The 6,098-nt window shown below is 47.6% G+C and carries 4 protein-coding genes; 2 read left to right on the top strand and 2 right to left on the bottom strand.

All coding sequences use genetic code 11. From position 1 onward, the window contains the following. Both CAG65_RS06585 and CAG65_RS06580 read right to left on the bottom strand, forming a co-directional pair. The coding region (locus CAG65_RS06585) for a hypothetical protein (RefSeq protein WP_161452960.1) at positions 1 to 231 on the bottom strand (231 nt) is incomplete at its 3' end. Positions 232 to 234: 3 nt separating this feature from the next. Next, positions 235 to 1,749: a PAAR-like domain-containing protein gene (locus CAG65_RS06580; RefSeq protein WP_161452958.1), complete on the bottom strand. Its 1,515-nt coding sequence runs from the start codon at positions 1,747 to 1,749 to the stop codon at positions 235 to 237. 393 nt (positions 1,750 to 2,142) lie between these two features. Here CAG65_RS06580 and CAG65_RS06575 point away from each other — a divergent pair, with 393 nt between their 5' ends. Further along, on the top strand, positions 2,143 to 3,969 hold the full coding sequence (locus CAG65_RS06575; RefSeq protein ID WP_237668770.1) for a tetratricopeptide repeat-containing diguanylate cyclase: 1,827 nt from the start codon (positions 2,143 to 2,145) through the stop codon (positions 3,967 to 3,969). A 158-nt stretch (positions 3,970 to 4,127) separates the two neighbouring features. After that, positions 4,128 to 5,876 carry a M4 family metallopeptidase gene (locus tag CAG65_RS06570; RefSeq protein ID WP_237668769.1) on the top strand — a complete coding sequence of 583 codons (1,749 nt, stop codon included), beginning with the start codon at positions 4,128 to 4,130 and terminating at the stop codon, positions 5,874 to 5,876. Positions 5,877 to 6,098 lie beyond the last annotated feature (222 nt).

The following is a 6,098-nucleotide window of genomic DNA, read 5'->3' as shown; positions in this document are numbered from 1 at the left end:
GTGTAAAGATGAAACAGATATCAGATGATGAGGAGTTAATGTTTTTACCGACAAGTTTTTATTTGTTGAATTTTTAATCCAAGGATGAGAGTAGATCTTCTTATCAAACATCTCACATATAGGCGTCCAGTTTTCACTAAATTTTTTAGGCTCTCCCCAATGCTTACCATCATAACTTTTACCGTGACGTGATAAATTTGTTGTTTCAGTTAATTCGTTCCATTTACCCATTGGTTAACCCTTGATAATTTTATGTCCAACACACTGATTTTTAGCTTTACCTAGCTCTCGATTACATATTTCACAGCGGCCCGCTTTCTTGGTTTTCTCCTCATTTGTCTTATCTTCACTCTTACCAGCTTGTGAAGACGTACCAGTGTTATGTTTGGTTTTGGCTGGGTAAGTTTTCTCACTCTTTCCTAATATCCGTGCGAACAGCTCATCAAATTCTCCCATGGCTTCTTTCAGCTTATCTGGCACCATTTTATCGATGATTTTCACTTCATCGGCTAGCTTTAGGAAATATGCACCAAGCTCATCAGCTCCCATACGATTAGCGTAAGAAGCCAACTCTGTCGCAACTTCAATACATGGTTTGAGTACATCTGAAATAATATCACTGGCTTGTTTTGCATAGTCCATCCAATCAAGAGTGCGCAAAAACTTTTCTGGATCGCCTTTTCCTAAGCCTCGTAATACTGCTAAAAGAGAGTCTTTCGAGGTCGCTTTACCGCCTTTCAGAGCAACTTTACAAGTCCCTTTAACAGCACTGCCAAATGTTGGAATGCACCCTATCAAGGTCAATGAAAGAGCCAACCAATTTTCTGGTTTATCTCGTTCCTCTTCACTTAGCAGAGTCATCACGTTTGCAGACAAATCGCGTACGTCCGCAACCTGGTCAACTACTGGAATCATCGTCAACGCCGTGTTTGCTATAATCTGCTCAACGGATGCGTCATCGTTGAAATCTCCCAGAATGACTCCCCATATCCAACTCGCGGCACCCGACATGCGTTTCCAGGCATTCTCCCAAAAACCTACTTCTCCTCGCTTCGCTTCCTCAATGATAAGTTGAGCATTGGCATTCGGGTTGAAATTAGGGTTAGTTTGCGTCGGTTCATTTGGCGTAAACTCACGGCTGTCTTCACCATATTCAACCGAGAACTCACCTGGCGCCACACCACTTACTGTTGCTTTACCTGAGTTGTCTAACTTGCCCTCAAAAACACCACCATCTTGGTCCGTGAGCTTGTATGTAGCCCCCTGGACAGGGTCGCCGTCCGAATAGGAAAGGAAGAGGTCTACCGTATACGTACCTTCCTGATCTTCCGTTACCGTTACAGACGGGTTCTGAGCGCCTCCCAAACACATGGTGTTGGCTTTGTTCATGGTCATCTGATCAGAGAGGCGGCAAACACCTTTGCCTTCGATTTTGACGGTAGGAGAGGCGGAGATAAACTCTGCTTCAGATTCAATGGTGCCGGATGCTACGCCTTTTTTGTCACCGCCTGCGTCACCCGTACTTTTGGCAAATTTACTGCCTTTAATTGCAATGCTGTTGCCACCATCTGCAGCTACGGTGGTGGAACCGTCTGCCAGATCGGCGGATTTTGCGTTGTTTCCGTACGGAATAGGGACAACCGAGTTGCCCACCGTTGTCAGGCACACATCCGGCAACGTCGCATTGGCTTCGCCCCCAGACCCTTTGTGCACGACACTCAAGCCGTTTGCGTTGATCGTAACACCCATAGTGACTCTCGATATTAGTATTAGAAATAGACTGATAAAATATACCAAGAGTCATTGGCTACTATCTCACCAAAACCTTAGTCTTTTTAACTAATTATCCAGTGAATATGTAGATTGCATATTGCCAAGAGAAAAGCGCAAACAAAGACTGGAAGTAACATCTCAAAAACCAATCTTAAGATTGAAAATCGAGTATTTTGAACTGGAATCTTGATGGAATTTTAATAGCCCCCTGTCTGTTTTATTATCAATGGCTGTCAAATATGTTTATAAGAATGTTAAACTGTGCTCCCTTTGCTCTCTGTTGAGTTTTTACTCTTTTAGTCTGCTATGTCTCTCAAGTTTCCGACCGTTGCGACCTTAGGTTTTGTTCTGCTCATCAGTGGCATAACAATGGCGACTGCACAGCCTCGTTACAGCTATCTGAACGATCTGGTAGACGAGAGTGAGCAGCCCATGCTCGATTTTTATTACGAAACCATGTGTCACCCCGGCAGTATCAAAGCGGGTCAACTCGTGTTACCCGAAGACGCCTCTCCAAACGAAAAAGCGTTGTACTATTTTGGTCTGAAAAATCTTCAACGCTATGAAGGGTTAAGGAATGTTCATACCCCCAATTTAGTTGCATTGGGTGAGCAGGTTGAGATGCCTTGGATCGTCGCTGAAGCCAAGCTGAACCGAGCGATTGATTTGATTGATTCTGATCTGCTTCTCGAAGGTCAGGTCTTGTTGCACGAAGTGGTCAGTATTGCCAACGGAATCGGCTATAAGCGTTTGGCGGGTCGGGCGTACCGATGGCTCGGGAACGCCAAAATTCAGCGGTCCGATATCATTTCCAGCCTGCGCTACTACAAGAAAGCGTTTAGTCTTGTGACTGAAGTGGGTGACAGTTTTCAGTCGACGATGACACTGAACAACATTGCGACGGTGTACATGCAGTCAGAAGATTGGGAAAGCGCCCGAGACTATGTTGAGCGCGCGCTGAAGCTCTATCACAGTCACAACTATGGCAACAGTCTGTTTGAAGCCGTGATGAACTCCAACGCCAGCACAATCTATTTCGCACTCAACGATGTCGACAAAGCCAAACAGTTTATGGCACTGGCACAAAAAGAGGCGGAGAAAACCGGCTCAAAAAAAGTGAAATACACTACGCTCTCCAATTTATCCCAATTACTCAGCGGTGTTGGTCAGGCCGACGAAGCGCTGGCCATCGGTCAACAATGCCTGGCTTTAGATACCGATGGAAAAGACCTTCCACTGCAAATCGCAGGATGCTTCCAGGCGTTAGCCAAGGCCTACCTGGTCAAGCAGAATTACAACGAAAGCATTTACTACGGCATTAAAGTGGTCGACATTTTGCACCAGTCGGAAACCCGCGAGGTGGCTTGGGAAATGGAGGTGTTGGGCATTCTGATTGACGCTTATGAGGGCAAACAGGACTATCAAAACGCGTTGCTCTACTTTCGTCAACAAGACAATATTCGCCGCGATTATTACAAAGACGCCTACGGTCAAGAGCTTTTAAGCGAAAAAAACGCGCTGGAAAAGCAGCTAAATCAGCGGGATCTGGCGCTACTGGAAGCCAAGAACCAGCTTCAGGAAGAAAAACTGAATGCGCAACGCACCCGGGAACTTCTTTACCTGGCATTGTTTGCTCTGGTTATCTACGTTGCCGCCAAGCGACTGTTTAAAATGAAGCGCATAAATCGCGAGTTAGAGAATGAAAACACCCGTGATTCACTGACTAAACTGAACAACCGGCGCTATCTGGAAAAATGGCTGAAAGCTTTTCACGCCAAACCATTTGAACATCCGTATGCACTGGCTGTCATCGATATCGATTTCTTCAAAGGTGTCAACGATCAGTATGGACACGAAGCCGGAGACAAGGTGCTTCAGGGTGTCGCGCAAGCACTAAAAAATGCCATACGCCCCGAAGACGTATTAGTTCGTTGGGGCGGTGAAGAGTTTGTCTTACTGCTGCAAAGCAAAGACAAATGGCAAACGGCTAAAACTCTCGAAAGATTGCGCTCTGCTGTCGCGTCCGAAATTATTGAACTCGAGGATGAATCCATCAAAGTGACCATCTCTCTTGGCGCGGCAAGCGTGAAAGCCTCAGAGCTGAAAGTGTCCTGGAAAGCTCTGTTCTCCAACGCCGATAGTGCGTTGTACAAAGCGAAAAACAACGGCCGAAATCGATTTGAAATCAGTGACTAAGTACATGATACACAATCCGTTCCACTGGCCTGAGAAAAAACCGACGCTATTGGCTACTTGAGGGCATGGATATGCCCCACTACACTTATCTCGTCGTCAGTTGAAATACAACCGAGTGCATTCACCGCCAGAGTGAAGTGATGACAGGGAGAGAGCCGATGCGCCTCAAGTCCGTTGCATTCGCCATAATGGCGACAGTTTCAAGCACCATTTATGCATTACCTTCCAGTGCCCCCAGTCGTATTCAGATTCACCATAATCCGGCCAAATCATTCACCCTGCCAGTTGATGTGCACCCTATCAAGATGGTTAACCTCGCAAAGCCCGGTCATCAAGCTAAACGTTATCAGCAATTTGTTGGCCTAGCTGAAGTATGGGGCGCACAGCTCACGACAATCACCACAGCAAGCGGGCAAACGTTGTTCGTCATCGGTAAGCATTATCCCGGCATTATGGCGACCAATGACGTACGAATAAGCGCCGCCGCGGCCAAAGGGATTGCCATGATGAAAGTCGGAGGCAAAGGCACATGGAAGGTCACACTCGCTTTGCACCCTCGTGACGGCCGCTATTTTTATATCACAGAAAATCGCCGTGATGATAGCCGTTGGATCCATTGGATCGATGCCGAAACAGGTGTGATAAATAATGCTTACAATGCCCTTACCACCGGCAGTGGGATTGGAGTTTGGGGACAATCGCGAGATTTATCAGGACTGACGGATTACAACCGGGGACGCTTCGAAATGACCGCGCCAAGACTGTCAACTTACGACGCCGGCGGGAAAACACGCCTGCCCGGTTCAATCGCCACAGACGATGACAACCTCTGGGACAGAGCCGGACGGACATCCCCGGGACAAGCCGCTCTGGTGGACGCACACTATTATGCGCATCTTGCAGACAAGTACTTCCTCACTCACTTTAATTTTGACTGGCTCGACTATTATCCTCAGGGCATCCGTTCGTCAGCGCACGTCAAGCGGAACTACAACAACGCTTTCTGGAATGGTAGTCAAATGGCTTATGGTGACGGAGACGGGATCTCATTTACCAATATGTCCGGAGATCTGGATGTCGTCGGGCATGAACTGGCACATGGTATTACCGAAGCGACCAGTAACCTTATCTACCAGAACGAATCTGGTGCGCTCAATGAAGCGTTCTCCGATATCATGGGCACCAGCCTGGAATTTGCCAACAACAGCGGTAACTGGACCATAGGCGAAGACATCATGCTTTATGACGATGGAATCCGGAACATGGCAGATCCTAATGCTGACGGCGACCCGTCACACTATGCGCAGCGCTACACAGGCAGCGGTGACAATGGCGGTGTCCACATTAACAGTGGCATTATCAACCACTGGTTTTACCTACTCTCTGAGGGCGGAGTGAACGCTAATCCAGATTTTCAAGGACAAGGGGTGATTGGCGTTGGCCAGCAAACCGCCGTTGAACTGGTTTACGATGCGTTTACCTCACTTACGCCGGATGCCCGGTTCTGTGATGCAAGAGCAGCCACTTTGGCCTTTGCCGACGACGCTATCCTGACATCAGTGATTGAAGCGTGGGCCGAAGTCGGACTGGATGAAACACAGTGTGGGGGCGGCAACGAATCGCAGGAAAACAACACCGACGGCCCCCTTATTTCATCCGTCGGTAGTGAAAAACTCAAAGGTGTAAAATTCCGGATTTTCTGGACCACCGATGTCGCGTCAACCACTGAGGTCACTTTCACCTGTTGCGGGAGCTATGTCAATTCAGCGCTAACCACCACCCATTCCTACTCGTTCAACGGTTCAAAGGGAGCCACATACCAATATTTCGTTACCTCTCGCCTGTACGATACAGCAGGCAATGAAATTGGAGCGACCACTGCCGGACCGTTTACCCACCAGAACTAAATACTCCGACCTGACTTAAGCCAGCCTTTCGCTGGCTTTTTCTTACATCGGTTGCAGGTATTTTGGTCACGATAACCGATTTTGTCGAACCCGACTCACACCCTCAGTATGCACTCACTTGAAACTGTATAAATATACAGTTATTGTTTGCGGTAAATCCCGTGATGAGGTGACGTGATGAGAGATTTTAAGGCACGCGACATCAATGGCGATGTGCACATT

The sequence above is a fragment of the Vibrio sp. V39_P1S14PM300 genome (assembly GCF_009904765.1).
Classification (GTDB): Bacteria; Pseudomonadota; Gammaproteobacteria; order Enterobacterales; family Vibrionaceae; genus Vibrio; species Vibrio proteolyticus.
Note: the sequence above shows the minus strand (reverse complement) of the source record. Positions and strands in the feature narration are given on the sequence as shown.

What these genes read in the sequence shown, in the direction of transcription:
- CAG65_RS06580 (WP_161452958.1), bottom strand. Translation starts at nt 1,749, where the DNA reads ATGGGTGTTACGATCAACGCAAACGGCTTGAGTGTCGTGCACAAAGGG.
- CAG65_RS06575 (WP_237668770.1), top strand. Translation starts at nt 2,143, where the DNA reads ATGGCGACTGCACAGCCTCGTTACAGCTATCTGAACGATCTGGTAGAC.
- CAG65_RS06570 (WP_237668769.1), top strand. Translation starts at nt 4,128, where the DNA reads ATGCGCCTCAAGTCCGTTGCATTCGCCATAATGGCGACAGTTTCAAGC.